Origin of the sequence: Burkholderia sp. MSMB1835 (genome assembly GCF_001526365.1) — a bacterium.
GTDB lineage: Bacteria > Pseudomonadota > Gammaproteobacteria > Burkholderiales > Burkholderiaceae > Burkholderia.
The window spans coordinates 31702-52399 of record NZ_LOYP01000059.1; the positions used below are offsets into that span (position 1 = coordinate 31702).

19 protein-coding genes are annotated in these 20698 nt (G+C 67.7%); 7 read left to right on the forward strand and 12 right to left on the reverse strand.

The genetic code is table 11. The annotated features are described in order from the left end of the window. Positions 1-17 precede the first annotated feature (17 nt). Positions 18-1184 (reverse strand): branched-chain amino acid ABC transporter substrate-binding protein, encoded by a 1167-nt coding sequence (locus tag WS96_RS29540; protein ID WP_059837386.1) that lies wholly within the window; start codon positions 1182-1184, stop codon positions 18-20. Between the two features lie 177 nt (positions 1185-1361). Here WS96_RS29540 and WS96_RS29545 point away from each other — a divergent pair, with 177 nt between their 5' ends. The 5 genes from WS96_RS29545 to ahpF all read left to right on the forward strand — a co-directional run bounded on the left by WS96_RS29545 (position 1362) and on the right by ahpF (position 5440). Then, the gene (locus WS96_RS29545) at positions 1362-2258 is read left to right on the forward strand and encodes a LysR substrate-binding domain-containing protein (RefSeq protein ID WP_034205068.1); all 897 of its coding nucleotides are present in this window, start codon (positions 1362-1364) and stop codon (positions 2256-2258) included. An 89-nt stretch (positions 2259-2347) separates the two neighbouring features. Then, the gene (locus WS96_RS29550; RefSeq protein ID WP_059837388.1) at positions 2348-2566 is read left to right on the forward strand and encodes a ribbon-helix-helix protein, CopG family; all 219 of its coding nucleotides are present in this window, start codon (positions 2348-2350) and stop codon (positions 2564-2566) included. Continuing rightward, the gene (locus WS96_RS29555) at positions 2560-2925 is read left to right on the forward strand and encodes a type II toxin-antitoxin system VapC family toxin (protein ID WP_059837390.1); all 366 of its coding nucleotides are present in this window, start codon (positions 2560-2562) and stop codon (positions 2923-2925) included. Before WS96_RS29550 ends, WS96_RS29555 begins: the two co-directional genes overlap by 7 nt. Before the next feature lie 233 nt (positions 2926-3158). Continuing rightward, on the forward strand, positions 3159-3722 hold the full coding sequence (gene ahpC / locus WS96_RS29560; protein WP_034179823.1) for an alkyl hydroperoxide reductase subunit C: 564 nt from the start codon (positions 3159-3161) through the stop codon (positions 3720-3722). Positions 3723-3841: 119 nt separating this feature from the next. Next, complete coding sequence (ahpF, locus tag WS96_RS29565; protein ID WP_059837393.1) at positions 3842-5440, forward strand: alkyl hydroperoxide reductase subunit F; 1599 nt, start codon at positions 3842-3844, stop codon at positions 5438-5440. 95 nt (positions 5441-5535) lie between these two features. Here the strand turns inward: ahpF and WS96_RS29570 are convergent, their stop codons facing one another. The 9 genes from WS96_RS29570 to WS96_RS29610 form a co-directional block, all read right to left on the reverse strand. Beyond that, positions 5536-6333 carry a hypothetical protein gene (locus tag WS96_RS29570; protein WP_059837395.1) on the reverse strand — a complete coding sequence of 266 codons (798 nt, stop codon included), beginning with the start codon at positions 6331-6333 and terminating at the stop codon, positions 5536-5538. A gap of 177 nt (positions 6334-6510) precedes the next feature. Then, positions 6511-7410, reverse strand: coding sequence for a lipid A hydroxylase LpxO (gene lpxO / locus WS96_RS29575; RefSeq protein ID WP_059822663.1), 900 nt, complete (start codon positions 7408-7410; stop codon positions 6511-6513). A gap of 208 nt (positions 7411-7618) precedes the next feature. Continuing rightward, positions 7619-8173, reverse strand: a complete 555-nt coding sequence (locus WS96_RS29580; RefSeq protein ID WP_059822665.1) for a carboxymuconolactone decarboxylase family protein — start codon at positions 8171-8173, stop codon at positions 7619-7621. Between the two features lie 25 nt (positions 8174-8198). Further along, positions 8199-9533 carry an aspartate aminotransferase family protein gene (locus WS96_RS29585; RefSeq protein WP_059837396.1) on the reverse strand — a complete coding sequence of 445 codons (1335 nt, stop codon included), beginning with the start codon at positions 9531-9533 and terminating at the stop codon, positions 8199-8201. Between the two features lie 15 nt (positions 9534-9548). Continuing rightward, the gene (locus WS96_RS29590; RefSeq protein WP_059837398.1) at positions 9549-10598 is read right to left on the reverse strand and encodes a C45 family autoproteolytic acyltransferase/hydolase; all 1050 of its coding nucleotides are present in this window, start codon (positions 10596-10598) and stop codon (positions 9549-9551) included. A gap of 20 nt (positions 10599-10618) precedes the next feature. Beyond that, positions 10619-11347, reverse strand: a complete 729-nt coding sequence (gene glnQ, locus WS96_RS29595) for a glutamine ABC transporter ATP-binding protein GlnQ (protein ID WP_034205076.1) — start codon at positions 11345-11347, stop codon at positions 10619-10621. Beyond that, positions 11344-12000, reverse strand: a complete 657-nt coding sequence (gene glnP / locus WS96_RS29600; protein ID WP_059837400.1) for a glutamine ABC transporter permease GlnP — start codon at positions 11998-12000, stop codon at positions 11344-11346. The genes glnQ and glnP overlap by 4 nt, the downstream gene beginning before the upstream one ends. A 66-nt stretch (positions 12001-12066) precedes the next feature. Then, positions 12067-12819, reverse strand: coding sequence for a glutamine ABC transporter substrate-binding protein GlnH (glnH, locus tag WS96_RS29605; RefSeq protein ID WP_059837402.1), 753 nt, complete (start codon positions 12817-12819; stop codon positions 12067-12069). 395 nt (positions 12820-13214) lie between these two features. Further along, positions 13215-16754 (reverse strand): ABC transporter ATP-binding protein/permease, encoded by a 3540-nt coding sequence (locus WS96_RS29610; RefSeq protein ID WP_059837834.1) that lies wholly within the window; start codon positions 16752-16754, stop codon positions 13215-13217. A gap of 119 nt (positions 16755-16873) precedes the next feature. Here WS96_RS29610 and WS96_RS29615 point away from each other — a divergent pair, with 119 nt between their 5' ends. Beyond that, a complete protein-coding gene (locus WS96_RS29615) occupies positions 16874-17821 on the forward strand; it encodes a LysR family transcriptional regulator (RefSeq protein WP_059837404.1) in 948 nt (315 codons plus the stop codon). Positions 17822-17864: 43 nt separating this feature from the next. On the opposite strand, the gene WS96_RS29620 is transcribed toward WS96_RS29615, so the two are convergent. Next, a complete protein-coding gene (locus WS96_RS29620; protein WP_059837406.1) occupies positions 17865-18236 on the reverse strand; it encodes an MAPEG family protein in 372 nt (123 codons plus the stop codon). 301 nt (positions 18237-18537) lie between these two features. Between WS96_RS29620 and alr the strand changes: the two genes are divergently transcribed. After that, positions 18538-19659, forward strand: a complete 1122-nt coding sequence (gene alr, locus WS96_RS29625) for an alanine racemase (RefSeq protein WP_059837408.1) — start codon at positions 18538-18540, stop codon at positions 19657-19659. Positions 19660-19829: 170 nt separating this feature from the next. Here alr and WS96_RS29630 read toward each other — a convergent pair whose 3' ends face one another. After that, the gene (locus tag WS96_RS29630; protein ID WP_059837836.1) at positions 19830-20624 is read right to left on the reverse strand and encodes an enoyl-CoA hydratase; all 795 of its coding nucleotides are present in this window, start codon (positions 20622-20624) and stop codon (positions 19830-19832) included. Positions 20625-20698 lie beyond the last annotated feature (74 nt).

Genomic DNA, 20698 nt, shown 5'->3' on the forward strand with positions numbered 1-20698 from the left:
TCCTGGTCGTTTTGCGGTTACTTGGCTGCGGTGCGCGAGCCGCCGAGCACGTCGACGACGGCCCACTTGCCGCCGCGCACCTGATAGATCGTGAAGGCCGGGTCCTTCAGGTTGCCTTCGGCATCGAACGCGATGCGCCCCGTCACGCCGGGCCGCTCGATCGCGCGCACGGCCGCGACCAGCTTCGCCGGCTGGGTCGTGCCGGCCTTCTGCGCGGCCGCGATCAGCGTCGCGGCGGCGTCGTATGCGAACGGCGCGTGCAGTTCGATCGGCGCGTGAAAGCGGGCCTGGTATTGCGTGTCGAACGCCTTGCCGCCCGGCATCCGGTCGAGCGGCAAGCCGGGCTCGAGCGCCGTCACGCCGTCGCCGTCCTTGCCGGCGAGCGACAGGAAGGTCTGGCTCACGAAGCCGCCCGCACCGAGCAGCGGCGCGCTCACGCCGAGCTGGCGCATCCGGCGCGCGATCGGCGCGGCTTGCGCGTCGAGGCCGCCGAAGAACACGAGATCCGCGCGCTTGCCCTTGATCGCGGTCAGCACGCCGCTGAAGTCGGTCGTCTTGTCGTTCACGTACTGACGGTCGACGATCGTGCCGCCGTTCGCCTGCACGCCCTTGATGAACTGGTCGGCCAGCCCCGCGCCGAACGACGTGCGATCGTCGATCACCGCGATGCGCTTCGCCTTCAGCGTCTTCACCGCGTACGCACCGGTGAAGTTGCCGCCCGCATCGTCGTGCCCCATGATGCGGAACGCCGTCGCGTAGCCCTGCTGCGTGTATTGATGGCCGGTGGAGGCCGGCGCGATCTGCGGAATGCCCGCGTCGCGGTACACGCGCGACGCCGGCACGCTGCAGCCCGTGTTCCAGTGACCGACGACGCCGATCACGTGCTGGTCGACGAGTTGCTGCGCGACCGCGACGGCCGTGCGCGGGTCGGACTGGTCGTCGGCGGCGACGAGCTTGTAGAGGACCGGCTTGCCGCCGATGGTCGGATGCTTCGCGTTCGCGTCGTCGATCGCGAGTTGCGCGCCGTTCTGCAGATCCTTGCCGATCCGCGCGGACGGGCCGGTGAGCGGCGCGGCGAGACCGATCAGGACCGTCCGTGGAGCGGACTGGGCGAACGCGGGAACGGAGGCGACCAGGGCGGCCGCCGAGAAGGCGACGCTGGCGGAGAGGAAAGCGATTTTCATGTGCGGGGGCGATCCGTCGAATCAAAAACATGAAAAATATTAAATATTCGACACCCAAGCCCCAAATACCCAATTGTTGGATGCTTATGCCGTTCCCGACACATTAGCGCAGTTCCCTGTAAATACAGGATATTTTCGTGTTGTCGCTTACCCTGACTTTTCGATAAAATTCGATACATGAAAAATATCGAACAATTGCCGCACGATCCGCCGCTGCGCGCGGTGCGTGCGTTCGAAGCATTTGCGCGTCTCGGCTCGGTCACCGCGGCGGCGGGCGAACTCGACATCACGCCGTCGGCGGTCAGCCATCAGCTGCAACTGCTCGAAGCGTTCATCCAGACGCCGCTGACGGTACGCGAAGGCCGTCTGCTCGTGCTGACCGACGAGGGGCGCGACTATTACCGGTCGATCAGCGCGGCGTTCTCGGTGCTGCGCAGCGCGACGCGCTTCGTGCGCGACCGGTCGTCGCTGCGCCAGATCACCGTCAGCCTGATTCCGCTGCTCGGCATCGGCTGGTTCATTCCCCGGCTGCACGCGTTCCTGGCCGACAACACCGATGTCGACGTCACGGTGCTGTACGCGCATCACCGCAACTACCGCAGCGATGCGTCGGACCTGTCGATCCGCTTCGGCACCGGCGACTGGCCCGGCTACCGCTGCGAGCGGCTGCTACCGGGCGCGATGGTGCCGATGTGCAGCCCGTCGTTCCTGAAGCGTCACGGGCCGTTCCGCACGCCGGCCGATCTCGCGCGCGCACCGCTCGTGCACGACGAGGATCGCAGCACGTGGGTCAACTGGCTGCAGGGCGCCGGCGTGCGGCACGTATCGCACGCGGTGGGACCGATGTTCGAGGATGGCCAGCTCACGCTGAGCGCCGCCCGCGCGGATCTCGGCGCCGCGTTGCTGCGCGCGCCGCTGGTCCAGCGCGAGCTGGCGAACGGCGAACTCGTGCAACTGTTCGATCGCGCGCTCGACGACGGGCGCGACTACTACCTGTGCACGCGCGAGGATGCGGACCTGCCGGACGGGGCGCGACGGCTGGCGGCGTGGTTGCGGAAGATGGCGGGGATTTGAGCGGAGCCCCGTCCCGCGCCGTCCAGCCGCGGCCTTGCGCGCTTTCAAGCCGGCATATATGATATGCATATCATATATCGGAGGTTGTCATGAGCCGGATCCTGGTCGATCTGTCGGATGGCCAACTAGACGCGTTGGCCGTCATCGTCGAGACTCAACACCGTCCCCGCGCCGCCATCATTCGTGACGCGATCGACGCCTACATTGCCCTGAACAAGCACCGGCTGGCCGACGACGTCTTTGGTCTCTGGAAAAATCGCACGACCGATGGGCTCGCCTATCAAGAGGAATTGCGCTCGGAATGGTAAAAGCCCTTTTCGACACCAACATCCTGATCGATTATCTGGGCGGCGTGGAATCCGCCCGTGCGGAGCTAAGCCGCTACGACTATCGTGCAATCAGCGTGATCTCGTGGATGGAAGTCCTCGTCGGGGCGTCCGCAAGTGACGAGGCGCCCATCCGTGCATGGCTCTCGTCGTTTGATGTCATCGCACTCGACAGCACGGTCGCGAATCGCGCCGTGACGATTCGCAAGGACCGCCGGATACGGTTGCCCGACGCAATCGTGTGGGCATCCGCGCAAGTGAACGGGCTGTTGCTCGTATCGCGCAACACGAAGGACTTTCCCGCCTCCGAACCCGGCGTCCGCGTGCCGTATCAGATCTAAGCCGGCGTACGCGAGCGCGTACGCCTTCCCCGCACATCCCCCGAGCCGCGCTCATGCCGAGCGGGCCCTACTCGCGTCGACGTCCTCCGCCCTCTCTACCTCCCGCCAATCAAGGGCCGGAAGCAGATAGAAAATCCCGATGCCGCGGATTGAAACAAGCAATTTCACAACTTCAGGGTGAACCCGGATACTGGCAACACTCCACTCACCCCTGACGAAAAGGAATTGTCCAGATGCCGATCATCAACACCCAAATCAAGCCGTTCAAGGCAACCGCATACCACAACGGCGAATTCGTGCCCGTTTCGGAAGAGAACTTCAAGGGCAAGTGGTCCGTCGTCGTGTTCTATCCGGCCGACTTCACGTTCGTCTGCCCGACCGAGCTGGGCGACCTCGCCGACCGCTACGCGGAATTCCAGAAGCTGGGTGTCGAAATCTACGGCGTGTCGACCGACACGCACTTCACGCACAAGGCATGGCACGACACGTCGGACACGATCGGCAAGATCAAGTACCCGATGATCGGCGACCCGACGCTCACGCTGTCGCGCAACTTCGACGTGCTGATCGAGGAAGAAGGGATGGCGCTGCGCGGCACGTTCGTGATCAACCCGGAAGGCGAGATCAAGCTGTGCGAAATCCACGACAACGGTATCGGCCGCGACGCAGGCGAGCTGCTGCGCAAGGTCCAGGCGGCGCAATACATCGCGGCGCACCCGGGTGAAGTGTGCCCGGCCAAGTGGACGCCGGGTGCGGAAACGCTGACCCCGTCGCTCGACCTGATCGGCAAGATCTGACGATCGCGCCGCGCGCCTCGCACGAGGCGCACGACGGCGGGCCGCCGCATCGCGCGGCCCGCGCCCTCCTCCGGCACGACGTGCCCGACCAGAATTATCAATACGGAATCCGAAACGCCATGCTCGACGCCAATCTCAAGAACCAACTCAAAGCGTACCTCGAAAAAATCGCGCGCCCGATCGAACTCGTCGCCTCGCTCGACGACGGCGCGAAATCGCAGGAACTGCTGGCGCTGCTGACCGAGATTGCGTCGCTGACGGATCGCGTGACCGTGATCGAACGCCGCGACGACGCCGAGCGCAAGCCGTCGTTCTCGATCGGCGAGCCCGGCAAGCCGGCCGGCATCCGTTTCGCCGGCATTCCGATGGGCCATGAATTCACGTCGCTCGTCCTCGCGCTGCTGCAGACGGGCGGCCATCCGATCAAACTCGACGACGACGTGATCGAACAGATCCGCGCGCTCGACGGCGACTACGCATTCGAAACGTATTTCTCGCTGTCGTGCCAGAATTGCCCGGAAGTCGTGCAGGCGCTGAACGTGATGTCGCTGATCAACCCGCGCATCCGCCACGTCGCGATCGACGGTGCGCTGTTCCAGGATGAAGTCGAGTCGCGCCAGATCATGGCCGTGCCGACGATGTTCCTGAACGGCGCGTCGTTCGGCCAGGGCCGCAGCAGCGTGAAGGAAATCCTCGCGAAGCTCGATACGGGCGCCGGCGAACGCGCGGCGAAGTCGCTCGAAAACAAGCCGGTGTTCGACACGCTGATCGTCGGCGGCGGCCCGGCGGGTGCGGCGGCCGCGATCTACTCGGCACGCAAGGGCATCGCGACGGGTGTGGTCGCCGAGCGCTTCGGCGGCCAGGTGCTCGACACGATGGCGATCGAGAACTTCGTGTCGGTACAGGAAACCGAAGGGCCGAAGTTCGCGACCGCACTCGAACAGCACGTGAAGCAATACGACGTCGACATCATGGACGTGCAGCGCGCCGACGCGCTGATTCCGGGCGACGTGCACCAGATCCGCCTCGCGAACGGCGCGGTACTGAAGGCGAAGACGATCGTCCTCGCGACCGGCGCACGCTGGCGCGAAATCAACGTGCCCGGCGAGCGCGAATACCGCAACCGCGGGGTCGCGTACTGCCCGCACTGCGATGGCCCGCTGTTCAAGGGCAAGCGCGTCGCGGTGGTCGGCGGCGGCAACTCGGGCGTCGAAGCCGCGATCGACCTCGCGGGCATCGTGAAGGAAGTCACGCTGATCGAATACGGTGCGCAACTGCGCGCGGACGAAGTGCTGCAACGCAAGCTGCGCAGCCTGCCGAACGTGACGATCGTCACGCAGGCGCAGACGACCGAACTGACGGGCGACGGCAGCAAGCTGAATGGGCTCGTCTACAAGGATCTGCGCTCCGGTGAAACGAAGCGTGTCGATCTCGAAGGCGTGTTCGTGCAGATCGGCCTCGTGCCGAACACCGAATGGCTGAAGGGCACGGTCGAGCTGTCGAAGCACGGCGAGATCGTCGTCGATGCGCGCGGCGCGACGTCGGTGCCGGGCGTGTTCGCGGCCGGCGACGTGACGACGGTGCCGTTCAAGCAGATCGTGATCGCGGTCGGCGAAGGTGCGAAGGCGTCGCTCGGCGCGTTCGATCACCTGATCCGCCAGGACGTGGCGGCGCCGGCAACCGCTCAGCCGCAGGCCGAAGAAGCGGTCGCCGCCTGACGCGCGTCAGCCCGACGACATCAAAGTTTGTCTCTCTTGGCCCCGCATGCCTTGGTCGGCGTGCGGGGTCCTTTTTATGCCGACGCCGATCGCGCTTACTTGGTCGCGGTCGGGCCGCCGTCCGCCGGCGCAGGCGCCGTCGACTTGAAACTGCTCGACTGCCTGACCAGTTGCTCGGTCATCGCGGCCGCCACCGGATTCGCGCCGGACGACGAACCGCCCTGCCGGTACGAACCGGTGCTCGCCGGCATCGAGGATACCGGCGACATCGACGGCGGCGGCAACGACGGGTCGAGCTTCGCCGATTCCCTGACGAGCGCGGCCGTCTCCGGCGTTTCGGATTTCGTCACGGCCGGCGGCGCGGCGGCGGCGTGGCGCTCGAGGCCGTCGCGCTTGCGCGGCGCGCGCTGCGTGACCTGCGCGGGCGCAGCCGACTGAGCGCGTTTGGCGGCCGGGGCCGGGGCGGGGGCCGGAGGCGAAGCCGGGACCTGCGCCGATGGGGTCGAATCCTGCTCGTCGACCGTCACGACGTTGACCTTCGGCGGCGGTGCGACCGGCTTCGTTACCGGTTGCGGCTTGTCGCTGACGACCGGAATCGCCGGCGCAGCACCGACGCGCGCGGGGGCGGCCGGCGCGGGTGTGGGCGCGGACGGAGGCGGCGCGGCAGCCGCCAGTTTCGGCGCAGTCGCGGCGGCCGGTGCCGGCGGCGCGATCGTGCCCTGCACCGCGTGATCGTTGCCCGCGGGCGCCGCGGCAACCGGCGCGGACGAATCGCCGATGCCGGCATCTTCGATCGCACGGTGATCCGCGCGCAGGAGCATCACGTACGCGGAGCCGGCCGCGGCCACCAGAAGCCCGCCGGCGATCATCATGGTTTTACGGGTACTTGTCATGCTTGCTCACCGATCATATCCACGTGAACAAGCCATGATACGCGGCCGACGTCCGTTGATCCCGCATGAATACATTTGGTTGCATTGATCACGGTGGCGCGCCGTCGGCCCCGGCGATGCCGCGCCGCACTATCGTCGGACGAGAAAAATACCGCCCTCCTTCGCCCGTCAGATGCGTCAGATGCAGAAGATCGCGACCGCGATCCCGCCGAACAGCAGCCACTTGACGACGTAGTACACGGTGCGATTCCACGCCTTCAATCGCTTGCCGGCGCGCCGAATCGCATACAGGTACCTGAACGCACGATTGAGTCCGCCCGTGCGATCGCCGGTTTCGTTCGGCGACGCCGCCGCGCGCATCAGCAGTTGCCCGAATGCATCGTTGACGCGCTGCGCCCAGCGATATTTCATCGGGCGATCGATGTCGCAGAACAGGATCACGCGATCGTGCGCGGTGCGGTTTTCGGCCCAGTGCAGGTACGTCTCGTCGAACATCACGGCTTCGCCGTCGCGCCATGCATACGACTCGCCGTCGACGACGATCCGGCACGCGTCGTCGTTCGGCGTATCGAGCCCGAGGTGGTAGCGCAGCGAGCCCGCATACGGATCGCGATGCAGCCCGAGCTTGCCGCCCGGCGGCAACTGCGCGAACATCGCCGCCTTGATCGACGGAATCCGCGACAGGATCTCGACCGAGCGCGGGCACAACGCCTGCGCGGACGGATGCGGCGCGTCGTACCACTTCAGGTAGAAACGCTTCCAGCCGTGACGAAAGAATGAATTGAAACCGATGTCGTTGTACTCGCCGGACGCCTTGATCCGGCTCGCGTCGCGCAACGCGAGCGCTTCGCGGCGAAACGTGCGCCATTCGCGCTGCAGCACCGCCAGCTCCGGAAAGCGATCCGTGTCGAGAAACGGCGTGGTCGGCACCGACGAGAACGCGTACGAAAAGCAGTTCAGCGGTGCGGTAAAGGTCGAGTGGTCGGATAGTTGCCTGAACAACCGGTGCCGAACCTTGCCGCGCCGATGCGTGTACACGACACACGCAATGAACACGATCAGCAGGACCCAGCGCATCGATATTTCCCCCGTGGTTCTTTTGGCGAAATTCTAAAGACGGGGAAAATTTCCTGCATCGACGCGCAGGCGGAACGACGGGCGGCGGGACGACACGCCGCGAACGTCGGTCGACCGAGGCTCAAACGCCGAAAAGCCCGCGTTGACGGGCTTTTCGGGCAATCTTCACGCGCACGCGGCATGCCGCCGACGCACGCACAGGCGGCGATTATTCCGGAAACGGCAAATCAGTTTGTCCGTCTGCGCGCATACCGAACGTGTTGAGCGTCATCGCGACGAGCGCGTAATAGCCGAGCAGCGCGACGAGGTTCACCACGGTCTCGTGGCCGAAGCGCGCCTCGGCACGTGCGAACGTCGCATCGCTCACACGGCGCGTGTCGTACAACTCGGTGGCGAACGCATGGATCAGCGCGTCGTCGTCCGATTCGAAGGGCGGCGCGACGCCAAGCCGGATCGCGTCGGCGGTTGCCGCCGGCAAGCCGGCATCGAGCGCGATCGGATGATGGATGTGCCACTCGGCCTGCGAGCGCCAACGCGCGGCCGTCACGAGAATCGCGAGCTCCGACAGGCGCAGCGGCAGCCCCGTGCGGTAGCGGCAGAACGCACCGAGCTTCTGCGCGTGCTGGGCCAGTTCGGGGCTCGCGATCCAGCCGAGGAACGGCCCGTTCAGGTTGCCGCGCGGGCCGCTGAGGATGTCGGCGAGCACGGCCTTCTGTTCGTCGGTGGCCGATGCGGGATCGAAAGGAGGCAGTCTGTTCGTCATGGTGAAAACTCGCTGAGATCGGGCGTCACGCGCCGGCCGACGCGAGCGCCGCGCCGATCGCGCCGGACAGCCGTTCGACGATCGTGTCGATCTGCTGCGCGGTGCAGACGAACGGCGGCGCAACCAGAATGTGATCGCCGTGCACGCCGTCGATCGTGCCGCCCATCGGATACACCATCAACCCGCGCTGCATCGCTTCGCGCTTGACCGCCGCATGCAGCTTCAGCGTGGGATCGAACGTGGCCTTGGTGTCGCGATCGCGCACGAGCTCGACGCCGACGAACAGCCCGCGGCCACGCACGTCGCCGACATGCGGATGCGCGCCGTAGTGCTCGCGCAACGACGCACGCAACTGCTCGCCGCGCGCCTTCACGTTGTCGAGCAGTTTCTCTTCCGCGATCACGCGCTGCACTTCGAGCGCGGCCGCGCACGCGGTCGCATGGCCGAGGTAGGTATGACCGTGCTGGAAGAAGCCCGAGCCGTCGACGATCGTCCGGTAGATGCGGTCGCTCACCAGCGTCGCGCCGATCGGCTGGTAGCCCGCGCCGAGCCCTTTCGCGATCGTCAGCAGATCGGGCGCGACTTCGTCTTCGTCGCACGCATACAGGTAGCCCGTGCGCCCCATCCCCGACATGATCTCGTCGAGAATCAGCAGCACGCCGTACTTGTCGCACACCGCGCGAATCTTCTTCAGGTAGGTACGCACCGGCGGCACCGCGCCGGCCGTGGCGCCCACCACCGTTTCCGCGACGAACGCCGCGACGTTTTCCGCGCCGAGTTCGACGATCTTGCGTTCGAGCTCGTCCGCGAGGCGCTGCGCGTACGCTTCGTCGGTTTCGCCCGCCAACTGGTCGCGGTACGCATAGCACGGGCTCACGTGATGCGCTTCGATCAGCAGCGGCAGGAACGGCTCGCGCCGCCACGCGTTGCCGCCGATCGCGAGCGCGCCGAGCGTATTGCCATGATAGCTCTGGCGGCGGGCGATGAAATGACGCCGCTGCGGCTCGCCCTTCTCGACGAAATACTGGCGCGCGAGCTTCAGCGCGGCCTCGATCGCCTCGGAACCGCCCGACACGAAGTACACGTGCTCGAGCCCGGCCGGCGCGGCATCGACGAGCCGGTCGGCCAGTTCCTCGGCCACGTCCGTCGTGAAGAACGACGTATGCGCGTACGGCAGTTGCTGCGCCTGCCGCTTGATCGCGTCGATCACGCGCGGGTTGCTGTGGCCGAGACACGATACGGCCGCGCCGCCGCACGCGTCGATATAGCGTTTGCCGGTCGAATCGATGATCTCGATGCCGTCGCCTGCGACGGCAACGGGCAAGGTGGCGCGCGGGGCGCGATGGAAAACGGTCGTCATGCGTGGCCTCATGGATCAGGATGCGCGGTGTGCGCGTCCGGACGGCACGATGCGCGTCGCGAAGCGCTGCGTGCCGTGTTGATGAACGGTGAAGTCGATCGCGGCGTCGCGAATCGCGAACACCGCGGTCGCCAGCGTGTTTTCGTCGTCGGGGTCGGCCGGATCGTCGCGATAGATCGGCAGTCCTTCCGGCGCACGATCGCCGAGCACGCGCAGCAGCGCGGCTTCGTCGATCGCGTCGATGTCGCGCGTGAGCGCGTCGACGCGCTGCTGGCGATCGCCGGACGATTGCGTGACGATCTGCGCTTCCGCATCGCAACCGGGATGCACCAGATGATTCGCATGGCCCGCAAGCCGTGCGACGTCGACGACCGAACAGCGCGCGACGCTCGCCTCGATGCTCAGCAGCCGCGCATCGCCGGTCGCACCGAGCGTGTGATGAAAACCGCTCGCGCGCGCATGCGTGCGCAGCACGTCGGCGGCCGCGTCGAGCGACGTCGCGTCGAGCACCGCCCGCGCGAGGATCATGCGCGGCACGCCCGGCGCCGGCGTGCGAATCCGCAGGTTGTTGATCGCCTGCGCGATGCCGGCGCGGTTCGCGGCGAACGTATGCCCCGGCAGCGACCCGGGGTAATAGAAACTGACGAATCCGGGCTTGCCGGCGGGTTGCACGTCGACGAGCAGGCAACGTTCGCGCAGGTACGGATCGCCGTCCTCGTTGTGCGCGATCCAGCGCGTGCCGTCCGCGCCGCGCGCGGCGAGCGTCGTGCAGCCGTCCGGCGCGTTGTGAATCAGCTCGCCGCGGCAATTCCACAGAAAAATGTCCTCGGCCGGCCAGCCGATGCCCGCCGCGATCCCGTCCAGTTCCGCGACGAGATCGGGGTACGCGGCCAGCGCGGCCTGCCGCAGCGCAGCGACGAACGGATGGCCGCGCCAGCGGCGCACGGCCTGCCATGCGCTGCTCTGCTGCATGTACGGATCGAACACGGGGCGGGCAAGCTCGCCGAGGCGCACGCCGATGTCGAACGGCGTGCCGGCGATGACGGGTGAAAGGGAAAGCGGCATGTCGGGTGTTTCGGTTTCGTTCAGGATACGTGCTTCAGGAATTCCTTCAGGCGCGGCGTCGGCGGCCGGTCGATCAGGTCGGCCGGATGACCGTCCTCGGCAATGCCGCCCTGATCCATGAACAGCAGCCGCGTGCCGACCCGCTTCGCGAAGCCGATCTCGTGCGTGACGACGATCATCGTCATCCCTTCGGTCGCGAGATCCTGCATCACTTTCAGCACTTCGTGGCGCAATTCCGGATCGAGCGCCGACGTCGGCTCGTCGAACAGCATCAGCCGCGGCCGGATCGCGAGCGCACGCGCGATCGCGACGCGCTGCTGCTGGCCGCCCGACAGCTCCGACGGGTAATGATTCGCGCGCGATTCGAGGCCGACCTTGTCGAGCAGCGCCATCGCCTGGTCGCGCGCGTCGGCGCGCGACGCGCCGCGCACCTGCATCGGCCCGAACATCACGTTCTCGAGCGCGGTCATTTGCGGAAACAGGTTGAACTGCTGGAACACCATGCCGGCTTCGAGCCGGATGTTGCGGATCGTCGCCGCGTTGCCGCGCACGCTCTGGCCATCCACCAGCAGCTCGCCGCCGGTGATTTTCTCGAGCGCGTTGATACAGCGCAGCATCGTCGATTTGCCCGAACCCGACGGGCCGACCACGACGACCACCTCGCCCGCGTCGATCTTCAGGTCGATGTTCTTCAGCACCGGCACATGGCCGAAGCTCTTCGACACGTTCTGGAATTCGATCATGCTCATAAGATTTTCATCCGCTTTTCGACGAGACGAAGCGTCAGCGTCATCGCACCGGTCAGTATCAGATAGATGATCGCGACCGCGGTCCAGATCTCGACCGCCTGGAAATTGCCCGCGATGATTTCCTGCCCCTTGCGCGTCAGCTCGCCCACGCCGATCACGATGAACAGCGACGTGTCCTTCAGGCTCACGATGCACTGGTTGCCGAGCGGCGGAATCAGCCGCCGGAACGCCAGCGGCCCGACGATCTTCAACAGCACGCGCGGCATCGACAGCCCCATCGCGAGCCCCGCTTCCGTCAGCCCCTTCGGGATCGACAGCAGCGCGCCGCGCACCACTTCCGCGAGATACGCGCCGGAATTCACCGTGATCGCGATGATCGCGGCCGTCAGGCCGTCGATGCGGATATGCGCGAGCAGCGGCAGTGCGAAATACAGGAACATCACCTGCACGACGATCGGCGTGCCGCGAATCAATTCAATATAGACCTGTGCGAGCACGTTCATCGCCTTCGGTCCGTATGCGCGGAACATGCCCGCGACCATCCCGACGACGAAGCCGCCCACCAGCCCGAAAAATGCGATGAACACCGTCAACCGGACCCCGTCCATCAGGTCCGGCAACGCCGCCCAGATCGCCGACCAATCGAAATTCACTTGTCGCTCCCCGTTCGATTCAAGACCCGCGCGGCCCCGGGGCCGCGCGCCGATGCGCCGTCACGCTCACATCTTCGGCGGCTCGGCGCCGAACCACTTCTTGTAGATCTGCGCGTAGCGGCCGTCGGCCTTGATCTTCACGAGCGACGCGTTGACCTTCGGCACCAGCGCGCTGCCCTTCGGGAAGCCGATCCCGTACTTGTCGCCGCTGACCGGCTGGCCGGCGACCTTCACCTTGCCCTTGCCTTCGTTGTTCACGAAGAACAGCACGTTCGGCGTGTCGTGCATCGCCGCGTCGACGCGGCCCGCTTCGAGCGCGAGATAAGCCTGGTCGATGTTCGGGAACTGGCGGACCTCCTTCGGCTTCAGGTGCGCCTTGATCCAGTCGATCGTCGCGGTGCCCGTCTTCGCGGCGATCACCTTGCCGTTCAGGTCGTCGATCGACTTGATCGACGTGTTGCCGGCTTGCACCATCGCCGCAAGCCCGCTGTCGTAATACGGCGCGGAGAAGTCGATCGCCTTCTTGCGCTCTTCCTTGATCGTCATCCCCGACAGCGCGACGTCGATGTTCTGCGTCTGCAGCGCCGGAATCAGGCCCGCGAAATCCATCGGCTGGATCGTGTATTTCCAGCCCTGGTCCTTCGCGATCTCCGCCCACAGGTCGAGATCGAAGCCGACGTACTTGTCGCCCTGCTTGAACTCGAACGGCATGAACGACGTATCGGTCCCGACGACGAGCGTCTTGGTGTCCGCGTGCGCGAGGCTGGCGCCGAGTGCGGCGACGACCGCGACGGCTTTCAGGAAGGAACGGCGACTCATGGATTCTCTCCGCATGATTGAGCGATGTGACCGGCCAACGGACCGGCGGAACGACGACATCGAGTCGCACCGCAACATGCGATTTCTAATTAGACATTAGTGCAACAAGTGTTGTCAATGGCGATACTACGACACCAAAAAAGTCCGCAACAGATAAATGCATCGAGACAAACCCGGGCCGCGCGGCGCGGATAGATCGGAGGAAAGCGGGAGGATGGCGGAGCCCAATGCCCGCCGGTCGTGGCGCGCCGGCGGATGGCCCGGCGCGGGGCGGAAGACGACGCGCCGTGCCGGAACAGCCGTGCGCGTCACGCCGGCAACCGCCGGCTCGATTCAATGCAGGTGACGCAACGCTCGGACAACGGCCAACGGGCAACGCGCCGATGCCGCGTCGCTCACGCCGCGACCCCGCTCGCCTGATGCGAGACGAGCCGCGCATACGCGCCCTGCCGCGCCATCAGGTCCGCATGGCGTCCGGCCTCGACCACCGTGCCCTGCTCGATCACGAGGATCAGGTCGGCATGGCGCACGGTCGACAGACGGTGCGCGATGACGATCGACGTGCGCTGCGCCATCAGGTCCTCCAGCGCCGCGCGGATCTGCTGCTCGCTGATCGTGTCCAGGTGCGACGTCGCCTCGTCGAGGATCAGCACCGGCGCATCCTTCAGGAAGGCGCGCGCGATCGCCACGCGCTGGCGCTGGCCGCCCGACAACTGCACGCCGCGCTCGCCGACGCGCGTCGCGAGCCCGTCCGGCAGCCGCGCGACGAAGTCGCCGAGCGCGGCGTGATCGATCGCGCGCCGCACGTCCGCGTCGGATGCGTCGTTCGCGGCGAGCCGGATGTTCGCTTCGAGCGTGTCGTTGAACAGGTAGGTATCCTGCGCAACGAGCGCGAGGTGCTGCCGCAGGTCGTCGAGCCGCAGGTCGCGCAGGTCGACGCCGCCGAGCGTCACGCGGCCCTGCTGCGGATCCCAGAAGCGCAGCAGCAAGCTCGCGACGGTCGACTTGCCCGCGCCCGATGCGCCGACCAGCGCGACCGTGCTGCCGGGCGGCGCCTCGAAACTCACGCGATCGATCGCGGGCACGCTGCGCCCCGGATACGTGAACGACGCCGCCTCGAACCGCACCGTCGCATCGCCGGGCATCGCGTGTGCGCCGTCGGTCACCGTCACGGGCTCTTTCTCCAGCGCGCGCAAGCGGCGCGTCGAGGCGATCGTGTCGGCCAGTTGGCGCGCGACCTGGCCGATTTCGGCCACCGGCATGAACGCGGCCACCGCGACCAGCACCAATAGCGGCAACGACTCGCGCGGGAACCCGCCGCGTGCGCACAACCACGCGCCGAGCGCCGCGACCGCCAGCCCGCCGAGCCCGCTCGCGACTTCCAGCGCGGCGCTTTGCGACGACAGATCGTCGAGCAGCTTCGCGCGCTGCCGGCGGTACGCATCGACCTCGGCCACGAACGCTGCGCGCCGGCGCGCGATCGCCTGGAACGCAGTCAGTTCCGCGAGCCCCTGGATCGTTTCGGTCAGGTGCGCACCGAGCTGGCCGAGCGCTTCGCGCGCACCGGTGCCGAGCCGGTCGACGTCGCGCCGCGCCAGCACCGGTGCGAGCCCCGCCCACAGCAGGAACGGCAACAGCACGAGCGCCAGCGGCCACGCGACCGACGCGAGCAATGCCAGCACACAGGTCGGCACGAGCACCGCGACGAAAGCCGGCGCCAGCGTATGCGCGTAGAAATATTCGACGGTCTCGACGTCCTGCGTCGCGAGCGACACGAGATCGCCGGAACGGCGGTGCAGCAGTCCGGCCGGCGCGAGCCGTTCGAGCGTCGCGAACAGCGCGATGCGCATTTCCGCGAGCAGCCGGTACGCCATGTCGTGCGCGAGCCAGGATTCGAGCCAGTGCAGCACGGCCGCGACCGGCGCGATCGCGAGCAGCGCGACCACGAGCCCGCTGCCGACATGCCCCGTCGGCACCGCGCCGACCACCCGTGCGCCGATCACGCCGACGCCGATGAATGCGAGCACGCGACCGATCCCGAACAGCACGGTCAGCATCACCTTGGCCTTCCACGGACGCACGAAGCGCAGCAACGTCTGCAACGTTTCCGGCCAACCGATCGTCGCCGCATCGTCGTTCAGCGGCCGCACCTGCGGGCCCGACGACGCGCGCGCGGTCGCACCGGCCGCCGCCGTCGCGCCGACGGATTCGGCGACCGCTTCCAGTTGCGGCCCCATCAGCCGTCGATACGGGCCGTCGCGCGCGATCAGCGCCGCATGCGTCCCTTCGTCGACCACCCGCCCCTGGTCGAGCACCAGGATACGATCGGCGCCGATCACGCTGGACAGCCGGTGCGCGAGCACGAGCGTCGTCCGTCCGTGCGTGAGCCGGTCGAGCGCCTGCTGGATCAGCGCTTCGTTCTCCGCATCGACCGACGCCAGCGCCTCGTCGAGCAACAGGATCGGCGCATCGCGCAGCAGCGCGCGGGCAATCGCGATGCGCTGGCGCTGGCCGCCCGACAGCATGAGCCCGCGTTCGCCGATGCGCGTCGCGTAGCCGTCGGGCAGCGCCGAGATGAAATCGTGCGCGTTGGCCGCGCGCGCGGCCGCGATCATGTCCGCGTCGCTGGCGTCCGGGCGGCCGAGCCGCAGGTTGTCGGCGACGCTGCCGTCGAACAGCGTCGCGTCCTGCGCGACGACCGCGATCATGTCTCGCACCTGGTCGGCCGAGAGCGTACGCACGTCGTGGCCGCCGATCCGGACCGCACCGCCCTGCGCGTCGTGCTGGCGCAGCAGCAGGCGCACGATAGTCGACTTGCCGGCCCCGCTCGGCCCGACGATCGCCACCGTCTCGCCCTCGCGCACCGAGAAACTCAGCGCCGCATGAGCCTCCGCGCGGCGCCCCGGATACGCGAAGCTGACGTCGTCGAACGCGATCTCCGGGCGCAGGCCCGTCACGCGCGGCGCGTCGGCGGCCGGCGCCCGACTGCCCGCGTCGAGCAGCGCATGGATCGCATGCGCCGCGGACTGGCCGATCATCCCCTGATGCAGCACCGCACGCAGGTCGCGCAGCGGCCGGAAGATCTCGCTGCCGGCCATCAGCACGATCAGCAGCGCTTCAAGGCTCATGTCGCCGTGCCGCACACGCCACGCGCCCACCGCGATCGCCGCGGCCGCGCCGAGGCCGGTGCCGAGATCCGTGAAGAACCGCGTCAGCAGGCCGAGCGCGAGCACCCAGAACGTGCTGTCCGACAGCGCGCGCGCCTTCGCGGCCAGCTTCGCGCCGAATGCGGTGCTCTGCCCGAACGCCTTCAACGTCGGCAGGCCCTGCACCGCGTCGAGAAACTCCTCGCCGAACGCCTTGAACGCGGCCGAACGGGCGAGCGCCGCACGCTTGTCGGCGCGATGCACGAGCTGCGGCAGCGCCAGCGTGACGAGCGCCGCGACCAGCAGGATCGCGGCCGTCGGCACGTCCCACCACGCGAGCACCGCGAAGATCATGAGCGGCGCGCACGCGGCGATCACGAGCTGCGGCAGGTAAACGCCGAAAAAGGTCTGCAACTGCTCGACGCCGTCGACGACGGCCAGCATGACGCCGCCCGTGCGTTCGCCGTTGAACCATGCGGGGCCGAGCGCGGCGATCCGGTCGAACAGCCGCGCGCGCAGCGTCGCCTGCACGCGGCCCGCCGTATGCTGCGCGAGCACCGTGCGGCGATGATCGAGCCAGGCACGCAGCAGCACGCAAGCCGCCGTTGCAGCGACGGCCTCGCCGATGTCGCGCGCCGGCGCGCCGGAAAAAACCAGCGCCAGCACGCGACCGAGAAATACGAAGCGCAGGATGCCGACACCCATCGCGAGCAGCCCGAGCGCGACGGCCGCCGCCACCCGCCAGCGCAGTCCCGCCATCATCGCCCATAGTCGTCGGTCGAAATACATGAAGCCCTCCAGTCGGTGTTTCGTTGCGTTTTTCTTGACCGGATCGAGGCTACCCGCGCCGCCCGCGCGCGGCAAAAGATGATTTTTCAACGGGTGTTGAGTCAACTACAATACCCCGCATGTCGCACCTACCTCCCCTCAGCGCATTGCGTGCTTTCGAGGCGACCGTTCGCCTCGGCGGGTTCGCGCGCGCGGCGGTCGAGCTGAACGTGTCGACCAGCGCGGTCAGCCATCAGATCCGCTCGCTCGAGGAATCGCTCGGCGCGCGGCTGCTCGAACGCAGCACGGGGCTCGGCGGCATCAGCCTCACGCCGGCCGGTGCGCGCCTGCTGCCGGCCGTCGGCGACGCGCTGTCGCGTCTCGCCGACGCGTGCGCCGAGATTCGCGGCACCGCGCAACGGCTCACCGTCTCCGCCAACGCGCCGTTTTCGTCGATGTGGCTCGCGCGCCGGCTGGCGGAATTCTCGTCGCTTCATCCCGACACCCCGCTGCACGCGGTCGTGCTCGACGACGAGCCGGATTTCGCGCGCAGCGGCGTCGATCTGGCGATCGTGCACGTGCCCGCGCACCGGCTGCGGGCCGACGACGACGTGCTGATGCGGGAAACCGTGTTTCCGGTGTGCAGTCCCGAACTGTTTCCGTACGCATCGGGGTACGTATGCCGGTCGCGGCTGCTGCAGGAGATGCACGAGGACAACCCCGAGATCGACTGGCGCAACTGGGCGTCGGAATTCGGGCTGCCGAGCGACTTCGAGACGAAGATCGTCCGCTACAGCAGTTTCAGCCAGGTGATCGGCGCGGCCGTCGGCGGCGCGGGCATCGCGCTCGGCCGCGTGCCGCTGATCGAGCCCGAACTGCGCAGCGGGCGCCTGGTGCCGCTGGTGCCGGGCCTCGCACGCGACGCGTCGTGGCGCTTCGTGCTGCGCCGCCATCCGTCGACGCGGCACCGGCTGCTCGATCCGTTGATCGCGTTCCTGCGCAGCGAAGCCAACGCGCCGCCGTTCGTGTCGAAAATGGTTGCGTCCGCATCCAACGACAGTCACGCGCGAGGCACGAGCGGCGCCTGACCGGCCGGCATGCGAGGCCGGCCTCGCGTCGCCCGGCGGCCGCTTACGGCGTCGCGAAGAACAGCGCGACGACGCACGCCATCCCGCCGAACCACACGAGCGAACGCAGCGACGCCCAGTTCAGCAGGTACATCAGCGCATAGACGATGCGGATCGCGACGAACGCGATCGCGAGCTGGTCGACGCGATGCACGTTCGCGCCGTTGTGCCATGCCACCACCAGCGCGGCCGTGAACAGCGCAAGCGCTTCCCACGCATTCTGATGAGCGGCCTGGGCGCGTGCGCGCCAGCCGTCGAGCTTCGCCAGGTACGCGCGCGGCGCACGGTTGTCGTAGCCCTTGCGGGCCTTGGCGAGAAACGTCATCGGGAACGGCAACAACGCGACGATGAACAGGCACAGCTGGGACGTCGTCATCCAAGTCTCCTCCATTATGATTACATTGAACAATGACAAGATCGCCGAGAGCTTAGCATCGCGCCGTGCCGTTCGCGCACCGGTTTTCTAGACGGGAGACTCGGCCGCGCAGGCCGCCGGCGACGAGCCCGGCCTGCTACGACACCAAAATTTCCACCAAATCGTCGACAAATACGTTAATTAAAACTGGTCGATCACCAATAAGATAGCGCTCAACACTGGCTTGGCACGCGGTCGCGCCAAGCCCGCCGTTTCCTCCGCGCCGCCGTGCGCCGAACGACATCCGACCCGAGCCCTTGCCATGCCCCGTCCCATCGTCGCCCATATCCGCCCGGACGCCGTCCGCCACAACCTCGATTTCATCCGCCGCACCGCTGCGCAATCGCGCGTGTGGGCCGTGATCAAGGCCAACGCGTACGGCCACGGCATCGAACGGATCTACCCGGGCCTCGCGGCCGCCGACGGCATCGCGCTGCTCGATCTCGACGAAGCCGTGCGCGTGCGCGAGCTCGGCTGGGACAAGCCCGTGCTGCTGCTCGAAGGGATCTTCGAGCCGGCCGACGTCGAGCTGGCCGATCGCCACCGGCTGACGGTCGCCGTGCACTGCGACGAACAGCTCGACCTGCTGATCGCCGCGAAGCCGCGGCAGCCGATCGACATCCAGCTCAAGATGAATTCCGGCATGAACCGGCTCGGCTACCGGCCGGCCGCGTTCCGCGCCGCGTGGGAGCGCGCGGCGCGCGCGCCGTCGATCGGCAAGATCACGCTGATGATGCATTTCGCGAACGCCGACGAAGGCGAGGTCGACTGGCAGCTCGAGCAGTTCGACGCGACCACGGCCGGGATTCCGGGCGAGCGCTCGGTATCGAATTCGGCGGCGGTGCTGTGGCACCCGCACGCGCACCGCGACTGGGTGCGCCCCGGCACGATCCTGTACGGCGCTTCGCCGACGGGCGCGGCGCGCCATATCGCCGACACGCCGCTGATGGCCGCGATGACGCTGACCAGCCGGATCATCGGCGTGCAGACGCTCGCCCCCGAAGAGACCGTCGGCTACGGCCGGCGCTTCACGGCCGACCGGCCGATGCGGATCGGCGTCGTCGCGTGCGGCTACGCGGACGGCTATCCGCGCCACGCGCCGACCGGCACGCCGATCGCCGTGGACGGCGTGATGACGCGCGTCGTCGGCCGCGTGTCGATGGACATGCTGACCGTCGACCTGACGCCGTGCCCGCACGCGGGCATCGGCTCGAGCGTCGAGCTGTGGGGCGACCAGGTGAAGGTGGACGACGTCGCGGAAGCCAGCGGCACGATCGGCTACGAGCTGATGTGCGCGCTCGCGCGCCGCGTGCCGGTGGTGATCGTGCCACCCGGCGCGTCGAGCGTGCAGCCGGCGCCGCGGACCGGCAGCTACGGGCGCTGACCGGCGGCGGTTCGGCGGTTCGGCGGTTCGGCGATACGCGACCGCGCCGCCGCACCTGTCGCGCTACATACCGGCGGCCCGCTCGCGCGCACCGGCGACGCCGCGGTACGTCGTTGCGCGTCGTGCAACGACGCGCGCCGATGCGCTCCGTGCCCCCTTCCGTCGAAACATCACGAACGCCACGTCGGCTTCCGCTTCTCGAGGAACGCGTCGATGCCCTCGCCCGCGTCCTCTTCCATCATGTTGCGCGCCATCACGTCGCCCGCATACGCATACGCTCCGTCGAGCGGCATCTCGCGCTGACGATAGAACATCTGCTTGCCGACCCGCACCGCGGCCGGGCTCTTCGCGACGATCTCCGCGACCTTGCGCGCGACGGCCGCATCGAGCGCGTCCTCGGGCACGGCTTCGTTGACGAGTCCCCACGCGGCGGCCGTCGCCGCATCGACGAAGCGCCCGGTCATCAGCATGTCGAACGCGCGCTTGGCCGCGACGTTGCGGCTCAGCGCGACGGCCGGCGTCGAGCAGAACAGCCCGACGTCGATGCCCGACACCGCGAAGCGCGCGGTGTCGGCCGCGATCGCGAGGTCGCACGCGGCGACGAGCTGGCAGCCGGCCGCCGTCGCGATGCCGTGCACGTGCGCGATCACCGGCACCGGCAACGCGCGCATCGCGAGCATCACGCGGCTGCACTGCGCGAACAGCGTGCGGTAGTAGTCGAGTTCGGGCTTGCCGCGCATCTGCCGCAAGTCGTGGCCGGCGCAGAACGCCTTGCCTTCGGCGGCCAGCACGACGCAGCGCACGTGCGGATCGGCAGCCAGCGTATCGAACGCATCGTGCAGGGCCGAGAGCAACGCTTCGGACAACGCGTTGAACTGCTGCGGGCGATTCAGGCGCAGCGTGACGACGCCGTCGTGCGTGTCGCGCAGCAGGATCGGATCGGCGGTCTGTTGATCGGGTTCCATGGGGCTCCGCTGGACGGGGTTCGACAGGGTGCGCGGCGAGGCGAACGCGTGACCATCGCGCCCGCCCGCTCGCG